The sequence below is a fragment of the Rhodococcus sp. ACS1 genome, from assembly GCF_002300155.1.
In the GTDB taxonomy this organism is placed as follows: domain Bacteria; phylum Actinomycetota; class Actinomycetes; order Mycobacteriales; family Mycobacteriaceae; genus Rhodococcus_F; species Rhodococcus_F koreensis.
Window position 1 is genome coordinate 616,071 of sequence record NZ_NSDZ01000007.1, and the last position, 14,354, is coordinate 630,424.

A 14,354-nucleotide genomic window follows, 5' to 3' on the forward strand; every position below is an offset into this window, starting at 1 on the left:
TAACAGATTCTGACTACTCTGCTGGACCAGTTACGTGGACAGGCGGGGGTAGCAGGATCTCCCACGTCACGGGTACCTCGTGGTCGGGGCTCTGCTGGGACCAATAGCAGTGGGCGTGGTACGACGTCATCAGAGCGGTGCCGTGTGTACGAAGCAGATCCATGTTTGCCCGGAACCCGTCGTGAGCGGTCTCCACTTGCCAGATGGTCGCGGTGCCCGCTGGGTCGAATGCGGTACGGAAGGCGTGGGCTTGTTCCAGTGTGTCCACGGCGAAGGCGGATTGGAAGCGAGAGGGCGCGGTCGGATAGTGCGCACGACGCACATTTTCCCAGATCAGCTCGATTGAGTGGTCGGTGACCTGAAAGAGAACATCCCCGTTGACGAAGTTGTTTTCACCGTGGGCTGCAACGCCGTCCGGGAACAGCACGTCGAGGTGTCGTTGCAGATGTGAGGGGTTCACATCGTCGTACCGGGTGAGTCCGAGGGTTTGTCCCTTGTGCAGGGTTCCCCGTCGATCGACGGTGTAGAAACGCGGCATTTCACAAGCCTCTCGTGCAATCGATAGTAGGTAGTTTCAGCATCCGGGTTGGCCCGTCGAAATGTACGCAGGCATGGGTGGACGGCAGGCGCCTTCGAGCCGACTCACCTCGGCCGACCGGTATGGCGAGTCGCTAGGAGTACACGCCGAGATCGTAGCGATCGACACGAACGAGCTGAGCTGCGTCCATGCCCGGGCCTCGGCGCCCATGGACGCGGCCGACCCCCTGGCGAGCGACGAGCGTGCTGGTCGCATCGCGTTGAAGGTGTCGGCAGAGCAAAGTGATGTGTTGACAGCTCGTGCTTCAACAGCTGGATCAGACTGTGTACCCGGTCGTCGAGGCTCTCGAGCTCGCCTGAACTCTGTGATCCGCTCTCGCCGCTGATGTCTTCGACACAGAGTTTGTCAGCGGTTCTGTCCGGAGATCACCGACCTCTGGAATATCTGAACTAGTTCTGATGTAATGGTGGGTATGAGCAAGTCGACCGCCACCGCCACGTTCTCCGATTTCTTACGGGCACCGAATGATGTTCTCGGCGCGCTCGAGGACAACGGTGAGGTCGTGCTCACGCGCCGGAATGCCCCGGCTCTGCGGCTGACCCAAGAGTCGACGAGCCGCGCCGAATTGAGCACTCTCGGCGTCGTCGGGCAGCTCTTCGCCGCCTCTCTCGACGAGGCGGCCCTCGATCGCGTCGCCTCCCGCCTCGCCGTCGCATTGCCGTGGATCGGGATGCTGCCGACCGCATTGCACGCCGAGTTCGTCGCAGCGTTCCAGGACACTGCCCGTGCCTGCATCGCGGTGGCCCGCTTCGACCGACTCGCGATCTTGCTGGAAGCGTGGCAGGCCACCGCGGAGGCGTACGCCGACCCGCGCCTGACCGCCGACGGTTCCGACCTGGAGTACCTCGAGGTCCCTGAGGTGGTCGCGGCGCCGGATCTCGACGCGTGAGCAGGAAAGGCGGCGCGGTTTCCCGCCCAATCAAACGCGCCGAGTGGCAGATCGTGTTCGCCACGCGTGACGCGGAGAAGGGCTGGACCGATCTGCTGGCCACTGCACGCAACGCCACGGTCGATGCGTGGGACACCCTCACCCGAGAACCGACGGTAGAGACGCGGCGGCTGTATCAACTCAAAGGCGACTACGCCTACGGGACGTACAACGGGCAGAACTACGCCCGATACCAGTACAAGGTGACCGATGGTGGGCGGATCTGGTTCTTTGTCGATCCTGCACAGAAGGGCGCCAAGATCGCGGGCCGGGTCCTGCTCGAACGCTGCGAACCCGGCCACCCGAAGGAAACCGAATAGGTCACGCCCAGGTATGGGCCTGCGCGCGTTGGCGTCTGCCCGTTCTTCCTGGCGGGCGTGGGTCCCGGCACGCCCACAGGGCCGTGTCCAGCTCCCAGGCACGCCCCCAGCGGCGAGCCCACCCGGTTCCTGATCCGGCCCCGATCCGGTCATGATCGGGACTCCGGGAGCAGGCAGAACCTGGACCGGGAACCGGCACGGCAGTATCGGCGGCATGGTGGAGATGCTGCCGTGGCCTGCGTGCGTGATGCGGGGGTGTGGTCCTGCTGCTCGTGGGGTGCAGTGATCGCTCGATCAGCGGCGCGAGCGGATAGGTGCAGACGCGGAAGCTTCCCGATCGGTGAAGCAGAATGGGGTGCCATGGACGATGTGGAGTTGGTCGAGCAGGTGCGGCGGCGTTGGGAGCAGGGTGTCCCGCCGAAGGTGATCGCGCGTGCTCTGGGTGTGCGGCCGTCGGTGGTGACGCCGGTGGTGCGACGAATCGCTGCCGAGGCCGAAGTGTCCCGAGGCTTGGGCCGGGTGCTGGGGTGCTGGGTCAATTGTGGCTGGAGTGCCGGGCTGGGCCTCGGGGGTCGTCCGGAGTGGGCGAAGCTGGATGCTCCCGCCGGTGAGGCCGAAGGCTTCGCGCAGGTGCTGGTGGCACGAGAGGGACGGCGTGGTCGGGCGACGCTGCGGGGCTACCTGGCCGACGTGCACTGCCTGGGGGTGAAGAACGCCCGTGACCCCGAAACCATGGACGCGGGCAGGATCCCCACCGCCATCCGCACGTACTACGCGGCGTTCGACCGTCCTGCGGTGGAGATTCCGATCGAACTCGGCCGCGAACTGATCCTGGGGGCGGCGGCGTATGCGCGGGGGCTCGGTTTCGAGCCCGCCGGCGCCTTCGATGAGGAGGCCGCCGCGTTCCTGGGTGAGTGGGACGGGCCGGGTCGGATCGAGTTCGGGAGGGATGGTCGGCCGTTCTACCTCAACGGGCCCTACGACAATCCGGCTGCCGTCATTGCGACCCTCGAGCGGTCCGTGGGTGCGGGGAACTTCCACGTCTCGGTGGCCGTGGGACCGATGTGATTGTCACGAACACACCCGACGCCGGGGGGAACGCCCGACTCCATGGGCCGTGAGCCGAGCAACAGCCAACGCCGCTCTCTGTGCTTGCGTCGATCTCCGTAGTCTGTCGATTGCCTGGTTGTGCGGTGGCTCGACTTGTCTCTCATTCGATCGTTTCTGCGACACGAATGCACCCCGGGACGGCCACGGTGGTCATGGTGGGTCGTCGGGAACCGCCCAGAGACCCGAGCCGGACCGTCGGCCGGTGTCGGGGATCAGTGCCCGGAGCCGGGCGGCGTCGTCGCGCAGTGCTTTCTGCAGGTGGGGGCGGACGTCCTCGGCGACGTCTGGTGGTAGTGGGCAGCCGTGGTGTACGAGGGCGGCGGTGTTCTCGATGAGCCGCGCCGCTCGCGTGAGGAGGGGCTCCGGCACTCGGACGGTGGGGAGGTCGCCGGCGTGCTCTCGGGTCAGGACGCCGAGGGTGGAGATCAGTGCCATCGCTGGTGCCGGCTCGTGGGGATCCTTGTCGACGCCGGCGAGGGCGGCCGCCTCGACGAGGGCGGCGATCGTCGCACCGAGGGTGGGCAGGGGCATGGGTATGGTGCGGGGCAGTGTCAGCAGGTCGGCGCCGGGTGCCTCTTCTTTGATGCTCAGGGCCAGTTCGCGGGCGAGGGTGCGCAGTGTGTCGTGGTCGAAGTACTGGCGGGCGGTGCGTTCGGTGATGCGCATCTGTTCCGCTACGGCGGCGACTCGGTCGGTGAGCAGGGCCTCGAGTCGGTCGGTGGGGACGGTCAGACCGATGCGTGCCAGCTCCTCGCCGAGGGTGGACGCCGTGGTGCTCACCCACGATGATGGTCGCGGCATCGAGGCCTCCTGATCTGAGCGTTCCACCACACCTGGTCTGTCTACCAGTCCGCCCGCGGTGGCGGCGGCAGGCGACTGGAAACGTCAGGACCCGGACCCACCCCGCGGTCCGCTCCAGCGCGAAGTGACGGGTGCGCCGGGGGAGGTCACTGATCGATCGAGGCTCCATTCGTTGGATCAGCTCTGGTTCCGACGGCGCCGGTGTCGAGTCGTACGTTTTAGTTTCCGGCCTGAGCTGGCGTGGGAAAGCGGGGAATTCATCCAGCCAAAATGGTATAGTTTCTATACATTTCTGGGTTTGAGTTCGATCCGAACAAGAGCGAAGCGAACCTGGCCAAGCACGGCATCGATTTTCTGTCGGCGCAGGCACTGTGGCGAGATCCGCACCGGCTCGAGGTGCCCGCGAGAACTACGGATGAGCCGAGGTGGCTGGTGATCGGTGTGATTGACGGAAAATGGTGGTCCGCGGTGGTGACCTATCGTGCGGACCGGACCCGGATCATCTCGGTTCGGCGCTCACGTGATGGAGAGGTGGCGCTTTATGAGAGCTGACGAGTTCGACGAGCGTTTTGATGCCGGCGAGGACGTGACGTTCGCGCTCGATACGGCCAGGGCCCGGCGCCCGGGCGAGGAGCAGCGGCGTGTCAACGTCGACTTCCCGGCGTGGATGATCGCAGAGTTGGATCGTGAGGCGACTCGTCTCGGGGTTACCCGGCAGTCGCTGATCAAGGTGTGGATCGCCGAGAGGCTCGAACGCAACGGCTCAACGGCCGCCTGATCCTGCCGCGGTGGCGTGGCGGTACCGAGGGCTCGATCGGTGGACTCGGCTCGGTGGTCTCGGTGTGGGGGCGGGAGTTCCGTCGCCGCGAGTTGGCCCCCATATGGGCGAAGGCGCCTATGTCGGTGCACATTTCGATTCCTGGTCGAGCACCGGCGACCGGGTGGGGGGAGTCGGATCGGTTCACCGCGGATGATCTGGTTGCGGTGACGTTTTCTGTCGGCGGGAGGTCCCGCCGAGGGCGCCGCGGGCGATCCTGGTGTCGCTTGTCAGGGTGATGGGACCACCTCGTTGCCACGAGCATGGGACCACCCGAAGGTGGCATCGAGCATCGACCTCGCCTTCTGAACTGTCAACCACGCCATGCCCAGACGGGTGCGTTGCCGGTAGGGCGGGCCCTCGATGACGAGGGTGTGCGCCGAGGAGGTGAGCCGGTCGATCGCAGACTGCGCCAGCAGGGCGTCGGTGGTCATCGACAGCCACTCTGGGGACCTATTCGAGGAGACGATCGTCGCCTTGCGTCGATGACGCTCCACGACCAACTCGTAGAAGTCGTTGGTCTCGGTCGCGTCCAGGGGCCGCAACGCGAAATCGTCGAGTAATCCCGACCCCGGAATTATCCCGATACGGGTATCGAAGCGGCGGCATTGATGCAGGTGAGGAGCATCTCCGGATAGATCCGGATGAATTCGGGTCGGGATAATCCCGCGTGTTCCAGGCTCCGTCGGTGGGGCAGGTTGCTCCACCGACGGAGGAGGTGTCCGAGGGGCACGATTTCATGGATGCGTGGTGCGGGACCGCTGGTGCCGTTCGCGGAGGGCTTCGAGGAGGAGTTGCGCAGACTCGGGCATCGACCCGGCGCCATCCGGCACCACATGGTGTTGATGGGACAGCTCGATCGATGGCTGACCGGCGAGGGTCTTGCGGTCGAGGACCTGAGTATTGCTCTGGTGGAGGGATTCTTGGCATCCCGGCGGGCGAGTGGTCGTCGGCGGGTGCCGACGGTGGCGACCGTGGCGCGCCTGTTGGAGTATCTGCGGGACCGGCAGGTGGTACCGCTCGAGACGCTGGCGACGCCGACGAGTCGTGATGAGATGTTGGTCCGCTATCGCCACCATCTGATTGTTGTGCGGGGACTGGCCCCGACCACGATTCGACGCTACGAGCGGTTCGCGCGCCGATTCTTGGCGGGTCGGGCATCGCGCACCGGAGACGAGATCGGTATCGGGAATCTGACCGGCACGGAGGTCGCGGAGTGGATGCTCGAGGCCGGTTCGCGGCTGACGGTCGAGTCGGCCAAGCGAGAGGCCGCCGATCTGCGGGCGCTGCTGCGCTTTCTGTATCTGGACGGGATCCTCGAGACGGACCTGGGTGGCGCCATTTCGCCGGTGGCGAGCTGGCGCGGTGCCCGATTGCCCGCGACGATGAGCGCCGCCGACGTGGACACCCTGTTGGCCGGGTGCGATCGCCGCATCGCGAGTGGACGGCGTGACCGGGCCATCTTGATGCTGCTGGCGCGGCTGGGTCTGCGCTCCGGGGAGGTGGCCGCCCTTCGGCTCGGCGACGTCGACTGGCGGGCCGGGGAGATCGTGGTGCGGGCAAGGCCCGCCGCCGCGATCGTCTCCCGCTCCCCGTCGACGTCGGTCAGGCCCTCGTCGACTACCTCACCGACGGGCGCCCGGTGTCCGGGTGTCCGCAGTTGCTGCTCACCATCTACGCGCCTCCACGGCCCCTGCACCCGAGCACGATCACCGGGATCGTCTACCGTGCGTGTCGGCGAGCCGGCCTGGCACGGGTCGGTGGTCACCGGCTCCGGCACGCGCTGGCGACCGAGCTGTTGCGCCGGGGGGCCGATTTGATCGAGATCGCCCAGGTGCTGCGTCAGTCGGATCTGGGGACCACCTCCGGCTACGCCAAGGTCGATCGGGCCGTGTTACGTACGGTCGCCCAGCCCTGGCCCGGGACACGGCGATGAGCGCGCTCGCCGAGCAGGCCGAACAGTACCTGCGGCTGCGTCGAGCTCTGGGACACCGGCTCGATGAGGCCGCCCGACTGCTTCCCCGCTTCGTCGCCTACCTCGACGCGGCCGGCGTCACGACGATCACCGTCGACGTGGCCCTGCAGTGGGTGCAACGTCCCGATGCCGATCCCACCAGTTCGGTGTGGGCGCGGCGGATGACCGTGGTGCGCGGCTTCGCCCGCCACATGTCCGGCATCGATCCCGCCACCGAGATCCCCGGGTGCCGAGTTCGCCGCGGACGTTGGCGGGGGTTTGGCTGTGCCGGAGGAACAGCAGTTGCACGTCCGGTGATTCCTCTCGTGAATGGGGTTGTGTATCAACGCCGGTAACCAAGCATGGCGTCCTCGGTGACCGCGACGATCGTTCAGGTGAGGGCCGGGTCGAGCGCGTGAAGCGCATGCACTTCGGCCCGGGAGGGCGCGTACGCGCCGGATCGACTGACCGTCAATGCACTCGTGTGTATCGCGCGGAGCAGTGCGGGTTGGACATCGGGCCAGTCCGCAGCCGCGAGTCGATCCCGTGCTTGGGGTGAGCCGAGCAGGCCCGCGTCGAGTAGTCCGGAGATTAGTCCGGCCATGAAGGAGTCCCCGGCGCCGACGGTGTCGCCCACGGTGACCGGTGTCTGGTCGATGTGGAGCATGTCCCGGTTGTGTGCCAGTCGCGCGTAGGCGCCCCAGGATCCGCGGGTGACGACCACCATCGCTGGTCCTGTCTTCACCCACCGCCGCATGATGTTCTCGACCGGCACGCCCGGGTAGAGCCAGTCGAGGTCCTCGTCGCTGGTCTTCACCACGTCGGACAGTGAGACCAGGTGCTCGACGCGGTCGACGACGGTGTCGGGCGAATGCATCAGTGCGGGACGGATGTTCGGGTCGTATGACACGGTACCGAGGAGCCGCATCCGTTCGGCGGCGACGACCACCGTGGAGCCGCCTGGTTCGACGGTGGCGGCGATGCTGCCGGTGTGCAGATGCCCGAACGGTTCCAGGTCCGGGAGTTGCGGGACCGCCCAGTTCAGGTCGAACTCGTAGTTTGCGCGTCCGTCCGCGTCGATCCGGGCGAACGCGACCGACGTCTTGTGTGCGGAGTCGGTTCCGGGCGTGATCTGCACGCCGGCGGACTCCGCCCACTGTCTGAGCAGACTTCCCCGGGGGTCTTTGCCCCAGTGGGAGCAGATGCTGGCCGGGTGGCCGAGTGCGCCGAGTCCGACCGCGACGTTGAGCAGGCTGCCGCCGACGTGTTCCTGAGTGGACGTTGGCCTGGTGACGACGTCGATCAGTGCTTCGCCGAGGCTGAGTACGCGGCGGGTCATCAGTGAGCCCGTACCGCGGTCGGCCGGTCCGGGCCGTGGTCGAGTGCGACGCCGAGCTTGGCCTCCATCTCCTCGAGCGGCACACCTTTGGTCTCGGGCATCACCTTCAGCACCCAGATCAGCTGACCGACCATGGCGAGGAAGAAGATGCTGAACGCGGCGCCGGCACCGAGGGCACCGATGATCGGCGGGAAGGCGAACGAGGTGATCGCGGCGAACACCCAGTGGGTCAGGCTGCCCAGCGACTGCCCCTGACCACGGATCCGATTCGGGAAGATCTCCGAGAGGAATACCCAGATCACCGAGCCCTGGCCGACGGCGTGGGCGGCGATGAATCCCATCAGCCCGATCAGCACCAATATCGACGACGTAGAGGTGAACTCGCCACCGCGCGCATTTTCGTAGTAGAACATCACGGCGGCAAGGAATCCCAGGGACATCAGGTAGCCGATCGAGCCGACGATCATCAGCTTGCGCCGGCCGAGCCGGTCGATCAGGCTCAGCCCGACCATGGTGGCGACCAAGTTCATCGCGCCCACCCCGACGCTCATCAGGAACGCGGCGTTCGTGCTGGCGCCGGCCTCCTGCATGACCCGTGGCGCGTAGTACAGGACCGCGTTGATGCCCGACAACTGGTTGAAGACGGCGATCGCGACGGCGAGCAGGATCACCTTGCGGTGCCCGCGCGTGAAGAACGGCACCTTCGTCGTGTTCGCGGTGGCCGCCAGCGACTCCCGGATCTCACTCATCTGGAAGTCGACGTCGGCTTGGGTGGCGCACAGGCGCTTGCTCGTTGCGGTTGCGTCGTCCCATCGACCATTGGCGGCCAGCCAGCGCGGCGTTTCGGGAACGGTCGGCAGCATGAGGACGAACACCAGTGCCGGAACGATCATGACGCCGAGCATCCAGCGCCAAGCATTGTCGCCGGGGACCGCCGCGCGGATGACGGCGTTGGATGCATAGGCGATGAGGATGCCGAGCACGATGTTGAATTGCACCAACCCGACCAGGCGTCCTCGGTTGGCCGCGGGGGCGATCTCGGCGGTGTAGATCGGTGCACAGACGCTGGCACCACCCACGCCGATGCCACCGATGAACCGGAACAGCATCAGAATTTCGACGTTCGGGGCCAGGGCAGACCCGACGGCGCCAAGAACGAAGAGGACGCCGATCACGTAGAGCGCCTTCTTGCGGCCGTACCGGTCGGCCGGCCGGCCGGCGACCAGAGCGCCGAGGATCGTCCCGATGAGTGCGGTGGTGACGGTGAAGCCAAGCTTGGCATCGCTGAGCGCGAACACCTGCTGGATCTGTTCCTCCGCACCGGAGATGACCGCGGTGTCGAATCCGAAGAGCAGCCCGCCGGTCGCGGCGACTATGGCGCTGCGAACAACTATGGGTTTCACGAGAGATCTACTTTCTCTTGCGGTTGAAATATCATGGAAAAGAAGGATTTCCGTGCACAGCGCGATGGGTTGGGCACACACACGCCATCAGCGAGAGGTCGAGGCGTGGCGCATACGGGGAAGGTGCTGGTCATCTCGGGGGCGGCCAGCTGGCCGGAGCCGATGGCGGCGGCGAAGATCACGCCCGTCGGCCGCGGCGATCACCGCGGGGTCGCGTGGCTCGGAGCCAGAAGCGCCCTGCGTCTCGACGTGGATTTCGTGACCGCTGCGGGCGGCACCCTGCTCCAGCGATTCCGCCGCCATGTATGTGTGTGCGATGCCCGTAGGGCACGAGGTTGCGGCTACGAACTTCATGTCATGCGCCTTTCCTAGCGGTTCGCTGTCGCAGCCGAGGCGAGGACCGATCGAGGCTGCCCTGCCTGATCCTGCGTCGCTGTATCGATGAGCCTGCGGACAGTTATAGCTGTGACGTGGCTCTCATGTCAACATATACGGGCCTAAACACACACATTCGGGCACCAATGTCCAGATCAAAACAACACACCGAAGTGGTTGGCGGCCTGCAGTGCGATCACCTCCGCGCCGGTGCGAGCCGGAGTTCCGGGCGCGCGCCGTCTGGATGGGCGGAGTCTGTGATGGCGCGACTGTCTCCCCGAAAGCGTCAGGCGCGCGCGTGAAACTGTCTGGCACGGAACAGGATGCGGTCGGCGGGCGGCCGCCACCCCACAGCCTCAGTCCGCACAGCTCGTTGGTGTTGGGCGATGTCGAAGACTCCCGGGCGCCGCGCTGAACGAATCCGGCACGGACTCGGCAACCCGGATGGGTGGCTTGCCCGGCAGCTGGACGAGAAGGCGCGCGCACAGGTCCAGCGGGCAGTACCTCGACGACGCTTTCAAGGGATTCTGTTGGCTCTAACGAGCGGGTGCTGGACCCGATGACGGTTGACCGGTGCGCAGCTTCTACCCGTCACAGTCCTTGTAGTCCCCTCCAAGTGGATGTGAGTAGCGTCGACAAACCCGGACGTGAACATCTGGTGGCGGCGGGTGTTCCCGTCGGTGCAGGTTTCCCCGGTGGCGGCGAGGGCGATCCGAGCAACGCCGGCGACGAGGACATGCTGCGTTGCTGCTGCTGGTCCAGGAGCCGAAGACAACAGCGACTCAGCGGCAACGCAACACACGATAGCGAGGCGCCTCTGTGTGGACTGCTGCTCTACCGCGCCTGGCCCGCGCCATCGGCGCGGTGATCGCCCCCGAGTTCGGCGATCCCGAAACCGACCAGGCCGCGAAAGTGGAGCTGCAACGTCTCTTCCCCGACCGCCGCGTGGTGCAGATCAACATCGACGGCATCGCCGCCGGTGGTGGCGGCATCCACTGCACCACCCAGCAGGAACCCGCGGGCTAGCAACGGTCGAGGATCGCTGGCCGAAATCAGGGGCACTGGTGTGATGTGGTCTCACCGCATCACACCGGGCGGCCCCGGAACCGTCCGTAAAGTGAGGTGCCGTGGCAGACCGTCGAACACAGATAATGGAAGCAGCAGTCCGAGTTTCTCGACCCGCAGGACGGAGTGCGCGGCCTGCGGGTCGAGAAACTCGCCGCCGAGGCCGGCGTTTCGACCGCCCTGATCTACTACCACTTCCGGGACCGGGCCGGGATACTGCGCAGCGCCCTCGACCACATCAACGACCGGGCCGAGCGCTACGCCGACGACGTATTCACCTCCACGGACCCTCGCACGCGGCTCGAACAGATGGTCCTGCTCGAGATCCAGAGCACTCCCGAAGTTCGGGAGAACAGCATCGCCTGGGGTGAGCTCAGAGCCAGCGCCGTCTTCTCCGACGACCTGCGCGAACCGCTCCGCGCAACCACGGGGGCATGGGCGCGCGATGCCGAAACCCTCATCCGGCACGCACAGGCCGCCGGTCTGGCGAACCCGGCGGTCGACCCTGTCGCCGCCGGCGAACGCCTCACGGCACTCGTGGAGGGTCTCAGCGAACGCTGGTTGAGCGGCTCGACGACCCCCGAGCGGGCACGAGAGCTGCTCGCCGGCGCGATCATCGTGGAACTCGGCCCAGCCGGAGACGGTCAAGGTCGAGACGGCTCCATGAGCAGAACCGATCACGGATCCATCGACGGCTGACCCATCGCCACGCGGTGCTGGAGATACCGACGCGATGGCAACCGCGATCCGCACCCGCGTGAGGAATGTAAGGAATCTGCTGGGATCTCGCACAATTTTCGTGAAGCCGCTTGGCGTGTCACAGACCTGCCTCGAAGAGGGCGGGTGAGGATTCTCCGGGTGCACTGAAGACGGTGTGCGGGTCCTGCTCCCGCATCGCAGGTATCGATGTTGCCGGTGTTTGGCGAGTCGGATCGACGATCCGAATCGGGGCCCGTTCCCGAGGTGACCGAGCGTTGTGCCCGTGTGCCCGCGGTGCGGTGGTGAGGCCGCTCGGGTGCATTCGCGGATTCCGGGGCTCGCAACATCGTGGCGGGCGTCGTGGAGTGGATCCTCGAACAGCCAGACGGACTGACGCCCAGCCCAGAGGACCTGGTGCGCAAGTCAATCGAGATCGCTATCGCCGAGGTCACCCTGACGGAGGTCGCTGCAGCATCCACGACACCGGCGCGCCCCCGAACGGCGACGCGAGCCTGAACAGACAATCCGTGACCTGGCGGCCGAGATGGCGAGCCAGGCAACCCTGACAACCGCCGGTGACACCGAACAAGAGATGGCGACCGCCATCGAAAACGGCATCCGGGACCTCGGCATCATCTACGGGGTCACGTCATGACCCGTTGCCTACTCGCCATTTCGGAGCAGGACGCCGACGCCGGCTGGTTTGACCGGCATCGCCCCGTCCACCGGAAGCGTCGGGGACAGCCTGTTAACCGGCTAATCCACCCAATCGTTACCACCGACCAGCTACACCATTACCCTGGACAGACCACTCGACGTGCTCTTTCCCCGTCCAGTGAAAGCGATGCTCGCCGCCGTGCGAGACGGCGATGGTAAAACACCGATGCGGCGGTGACATCGATGGGGTTTCACGAGGCGTTGAGTCGACGGGAGCTCGCTCGCCCGGCCTGCCGCCAGGGTTTGTCCTGGCGGCAGGCCGGGGTGTGGTCAGTGGCCGGTAGGGGTGCGGTCGGTGTCGATGTGGATGTCGAGGTGGACGCCGACCTTGCTGCCGAGATTGACCAGGGCGTCGAGAGAGAACTTGCTCAGTTTGCCGCGGTGCAGGTCCGAGATCCGTGGTTGGGTGACGCCGAGGTTGTCGGCGGCCACGGCCTGGGACCAGCCGAAACGGTCGATCTGTGCGCGGATCGCGGTCATCAGGTCGGCGCGCAGCTGCCGGTTGTAGGCCTCGCCGGGGGTGTCACTGATCGCCTCCCACACGGAGGTGGTTTCGGCGATGTCGTTGTCGTTCATGATGTCTCCTGTGCGTAGGCCTGGGCTGCCTTGTAGCGGCGTCGGCCGAGGTCGATGTCTGCTTTCGAGGTCTTCTGCGTCTTTTTATGGAAGCAGTGCAGTACGTAGATCGCCTCGCCGAACTGGGCGACGTAGAACGTTCGAAAGGCGCCGTCCGGAGTGCGGACCCGGATCTCGCGGCATCCGGGCCCGACGTCCTTCATCGGTTTCCAGTCGTCCGGATCGAGCCCCTGCTGGGCCCGGCCGAGTTGGTAGCCGAGATCGTCCTGCGCGGCGGCGGGCAGATCGCGTAGGTCGTCGAGTGCGCTACCCACCCATCGGATTGGTTTCTCGTCACCTCGGTTCACCTCCCTAGGTTATATCAATACGAATATATGCCGTTGTGTCAGGTGGAGGCCCAGGTTCGGCTGTCTTCGTCACCGTCCACGCCCCGGGCACGCAGTTTCCTACGGGTTCAGCTACCGTCCCAATTTTGTTGGCGGCGACGTTGGACGTGAGTTTGGCGACGACGTACAGGCGGACCGTGACGGCGACGGTGTGCGATAACACGATGGCGATCGCGTTGGGGCAGGCGCGGGGTCAGCGGGTGAAGATTCGGCACAGCCGGTTGTCGGGGTTGCGGATCGAGGAGGCCCGGCGGGCGTTGAGTGTGGTGGAGGGACCGCTGACGAGTTCGCCGAGACGCTGCGGCACCTGTCGTCGGTGGTGGTGTCGGATCGGCAGTGGTTTGCGTTCCTGGACGTCTGGTATCCGGTGCCGGAAGGAGGCGGGTCGCTCGTGCACGATCGCGTTCCGGGTGCGGGAGGAGTTGGTGGAGGTGTACCGCCGTGATGTGCGGGCCTGCATCTGGCGAGGATCTGCGTTCGGGTGGTGCAGGCGGTGAACGCGTGGGCGCATCACGAGCAGCCGGTGAAGGGTGCCTCGTGTGCCGAGCGGAATCAGGGGGCGCGCGATCTCGGGCCGCTTCGACAAGTTCGACGCCGCCGTGGTGAGCACCCTGGAGAAGGTCCTCACGAGCTGATCCTTGCGCATTGCTGGCGGTCCGTATCCTGCGCGGGGTGCGGACCGCTGTGTGTGATGGGGCTGTGATCTGGTGTTCGGTTTGTGATGTGGGTGTGATGCAGGGGGTGGTGTGGGGGTGCCGGCGACCTGTTGGGGGGGCGACGCCGGGGTGCGGGTGCCGGTTTCGCCCGTTTCGATCTGATTTTGAAAGTTGTTGATTATCAATATGTTTAGGCAACTACTTGGTAAGTAGCAATTTTCAATAATTATGCACGACAAATATTTTGTTAGATGCGTAATTTATTGCAGTACAACATATTTGGATGCTTTGAATTTCAAATGGTATATGCGTGATGCGGAGATGATTGGTAGGCTGTGGGTATGACGGTGAAGGTGTCGGGCAGGGGAGCGGGCGACGAGTCCGGCACACCTGCGCGCGTCCCTAGCTTCGTTTCCCTGTCGGGAACGCTGCTCGTCGCACCGATCAAATACGAAGGTGAGAGCCTAATTTCGAAAACGCAGAGGAGCGAAGCGACTCGGTCGACGGCAACGGGAACCGACCCACTGCGAGCCGCGCAGCGGCTCCCTGGCGGGGAGCGCAGCGACTCGCCCCCGTCTCCCGGCGCGGAGCGCCGGGAGCAGCGCCGCGG

Annotated in this window: 16 protein-coding genes and 2 pseudogenes; 10 read left to right on the forward strand and 8 right to left on the reverse strand. The window is 65.7% G+C overall.

The window, feature by feature from the left end; translation table 11 throughout:
- Positions 1 to 13 precede the first annotated feature (13 nt).
- Complete coding sequence (locus tag CJ179_RS34330; RefSeq protein WP_095864314.1) at positions 14 to 538, reverse strand: DUF2441 domain-containing protein; 525 nt, start codon at positions 536 to 538, stop codon at positions 14 to 16.
- A gap of 472 nt (positions 539 to 1,010) precedes the next feature.
- On the opposite strand from CJ179_RS34330, the gene CJ179_RS34335 reads away from it, so the two are divergent.
- From CJ179_RS34335 to CJ179_RS34345, 3 genes are all read left to right on the forward strand, one after another.
- On the forward strand, positions 1,011 to 1,487 hold the full coding sequence (locus tag CJ179_RS34335; protein ID WP_095864315.1) for a hypothetical protein: 477 nt from the start codon (positions 1,011 to 1,013) through the stop codon (positions 1,485 to 1,487).
- Positions 1,484 to 1,846 carry a hypothetical protein gene (locus tag CJ179_RS34340; protein WP_095864316.1) on the forward strand — a complete coding sequence of 121 codons (363 nt, stop codon included), beginning with the start codon at positions 1,484 to 1,486 and terminating at the stop codon, positions 1,844 to 1,846. The genes CJ179_RS34335 and CJ179_RS34340 overlap by 4 nt, the downstream gene beginning before the upstream one ends.
- A gap of 360 nt (positions 1,847 to 2,206) precedes the next feature.
- Entirely contained in the window at positions 2,207 to 2,914 is a 708-nt protein-coding gene (locus tag CJ179_RS34345) for a hypothetical protein (protein WP_095864317.1), read from the forward strand.
- Between the two features lie 192 nt (positions 2,915 to 3,106).
- On the opposite strand, the gene CJ179_RS34350 is transcribed toward CJ179_RS34345, so the two are convergent.
- Positions 3,107 to 3,757, reverse strand: a complete 651-nt coding sequence (locus CJ179_RS34350) for a hypothetical protein (RefSeq protein WP_257015918.1) — start codon at positions 3,755 to 3,757, stop codon at positions 3,107 to 3,109.
- Positions 3,758 to 4,111: 354 nt separating this feature from the next.
- Here CJ179_RS34350 and CJ179_RS54160 point away from each other — a divergent pair, with 354 nt between their 5' ends.
- Both CJ179_RS54160 and brnA read left to right on the forward strand, forming a co-directional pair.
- Entirely contained in the window at positions 4,112 to 4,309 is a 198-nt protein-coding gene (locus tag CJ179_RS54160) for a BrnT family toxin (RefSeq protein ID WP_373560171.1), read from the forward strand.
- Entirely contained in the window at positions 4,299 to 4,535 is a 237-nt protein-coding gene (gene brnA / locus CJ179_RS34360) for a type II toxin-antitoxin system BrnA family antitoxin (protein ID WP_072950616.1), read from the forward strand. The genes CJ179_RS54160 and brnA overlap by 11 nt, the downstream gene beginning before the upstream one ends.
- Positions 4,536 to 4,804: 269 nt before the next feature.
- Here the strand turns inward: brnA and CJ179_RS34365 are convergent.
- Positions 4,805 to 5,137: pseudogene (locus CJ179_RS34365) on the reverse strand (ATP-binding protein); the annotation flags it as partial.
- A gap of 968 nt (positions 5,138 to 6,105) precedes the next feature.
- Here CJ179_RS34365 and CJ179_RS54165 point away from each other — a divergent pair.
- A complete protein-coding gene (locus CJ179_RS54165; RefSeq protein ID WP_373560172.1) occupies positions 6,106 to 6,510 on the forward strand; it encodes a tyrosine-type recombinase/integrase in 405 nt (134 codons plus the stop codon).
- Positions 6,507 to 6,884, forward strand: a complete 378-nt coding sequence (locus CJ179_RS34375) for a hypothetical protein (RefSeq protein ID WP_095864320.1) — start codon at positions 6,507 to 6,509, stop codon at positions 6,882 to 6,884. The genes CJ179_RS54165 and CJ179_RS34375 overlap by 4 nt, the downstream gene beginning before the upstream one ends.
- Before the next feature lie 35 nt (positions 6,885 to 6,919).
- Here the strand turns inward: CJ179_RS34375 and CJ179_RS34380 are convergent, their stop codons facing one another.
- From CJ179_RS34380 to CJ179_RS53825, 3 genes are all read right to left on the reverse strand, one after another.
- On the reverse strand, positions 6,920 to 7,867 hold the full coding sequence (locus tag CJ179_RS34380; RefSeq protein ID WP_072950623.1) for a carbohydrate kinase: 948 nt from the start codon (positions 7,865 to 7,867) through the stop codon (positions 6,920 to 6,922).
- Positions 7,867 to 9,270: a sugar porter family MFS transporter gene (locus CJ179_RS34385; RefSeq protein WP_095864321.1), complete on the reverse strand. Its 1,404-nt coding sequence runs from the start codon at positions 9,268 to 9,270 to the stop codon at positions 7,867 to 7,869. Before CJ179_RS34385 ends, CJ179_RS34380 begins: the two co-directional genes overlap by 1 nt.
- A gap of 87 nt (positions 9,271 to 9,357) precedes the next feature.
- Positions 9,358 to 9,624 (reverse strand): PTS fructose transporter subunit IIB, encoded by a 267-nt coding sequence (locus tag CJ179_RS53825; protein WP_306454261.1) that lies wholly within the window; start codon positions 9,622 to 9,624, stop codon positions 9,358 to 9,360.
- Between the two features lie 873 nt (positions 9,625 to 10,497).
- On the opposite strand from CJ179_RS53825, the pseudogene CJ179_RS34395 reads away from it, so the two are divergent.
- Both CJ179_RS34395 and CJ179_RS34400 read left to right on the forward strand, forming a co-directional pair.
- Positions 10,498 to 10,671 (forward strand): annotated as a pseudogene (locus CJ179_RS34395) (agmatine deiminase family protein); the annotation flags it as partial.
- A 165-nt stretch (positions 10,672 to 10,836) separates the two neighbouring features.
- Positions 10,837 to 11,409, forward strand: a complete 573-nt coding sequence (locus CJ179_RS34400) for a TetR/AcrR family transcriptional regulator (RefSeq protein ID WP_257015919.1) — start codon at positions 10,837 to 10,839, stop codon at positions 11,407 to 11,409.
- A 987-nt stretch (positions 11,410 to 12,396) separates the two neighbouring features.
- Here the strand turns inward: CJ179_RS34400 and CJ179_RS34405 are convergent.
- Both CJ179_RS34405 and CJ179_RS34410 read right to left on the reverse strand, forming a co-directional pair.
- The gene (locus tag CJ179_RS34405; RefSeq protein WP_095864322.1) at positions 12,397 to 12,702 is read right to left on the reverse strand and encodes a helix-turn-helix domain-containing protein; all 306 of its coding nucleotides are present in this window, start codon (positions 12,700 to 12,702) and stop codon (positions 12,397 to 12,399) included.
- Positions 12,699 to 13,049 (reverse strand): type II toxin-antitoxin system RelE/ParE family toxin, encoded by a 351-nt coding sequence (locus tag CJ179_RS34410; protein WP_095864323.1) that lies wholly within the window; start codon positions 13,047 to 13,049, stop codon positions 12,699 to 12,701. Before CJ179_RS34410 ends, CJ179_RS34405 begins: the two co-directional genes overlap by 4 nt.
- 35 nt (positions 13,050 to 13,084) lie before the next feature.
- On the opposite strand from CJ179_RS34410, the gene CJ179_RS54170 reads away from it, so the two are divergent.
- A complete protein-coding gene (locus tag CJ179_RS54170) occupies positions 13,085 to 13,585 on the forward strand; it encodes a DUF932 domain-containing protein (protein ID WP_179377732.1) in 501 nt (166 codons plus the stop codon).
- Positions 13,586 to 14,354 lie beyond the last annotated feature (769 nt).